This window comes from Psychrobacter sp. AOP5-GZ1-6 (assembly GCF_052376345.1).
In the GTDB taxonomy this organism is placed as follows: domain Bacteria; phylum Pseudomonadota; class Gammaproteobacteria; order Pseudomonadales; family Moraxellaceae; genus Psychrobacter.
The window spans coordinates 1-515 of the sequence record NZ_JBQSVP010000338.1; the positions used below are offsets into that span (position 1 = coordinate 1).

A 515-nucleotide genomic window follows, 5' to 3' on the forward strand; every position below is an offset into this window, starting at 1 on the left:
TAGTACAAAGCTACAGCATGTTTTGAGTAGTGAATGTTTTCGTGATAAAGAAAAACTTAATGCTCTAAAAGAATCTTCTATTGCTAAATACTCGATTGCTAATATCGTATTAGAGCATGAGAGTATTTATGAAAAAATATAAATTAAGTCTCAGTAAGAGAAATATATTAATTGTATGTTTTTCTTTTATATTTGCTGTTTTTCTATCCTTGATACCATGGGATTTTTTTCGTGCGGCAGAGTATGTTGATCGAAGTAATTATGTGAATTATATTGATCTGTATCCAAATAAGATACAGTGGTTTGATTTTTCTGGTTTTTTATTAAAAATTTTGTATGAGTGGGGTTGGCATTACTTCCTAAATTTCATGAATATAAATTTAGGGTTGAACAGTGGCGCTATATTGTTTTTAGTGTCTATGTTTTTTCTTACGGTTTCTTTTGTATTGATCGCAGTACAAAAGAAGTTTTATACCTTATAGTCAATCCTACTTAAAAATGTTATAAAATAATTA

The 515-nt window shown here is 28.0% G+C and carries 1 protein-coding gene; it reads left to right on the top strand.

The genetic code is table 11. The features are described 5' to 3' along the window. Positions 1 to 128 precede the first annotated feature (128 nt). Complete coding sequence (locus ACT3RN_RS16095) at positions 129 to 482, top strand: hypothetical protein (protein WP_444518866.1); 354 nt, start codon at positions 129 to 131, stop codon at positions 480 to 482. Positions 483 to 515: the final 33 nt, after the last annotated feature.

Coding starts and splice junctions, on each gene's coding strand:
- ACT3RN_RS16095 (WP_444518866.1), top strand. CDS start 129: ATGAAAAAATATAAATTAAGTCTCAGTAAGAGAAATATATTAATTGTA.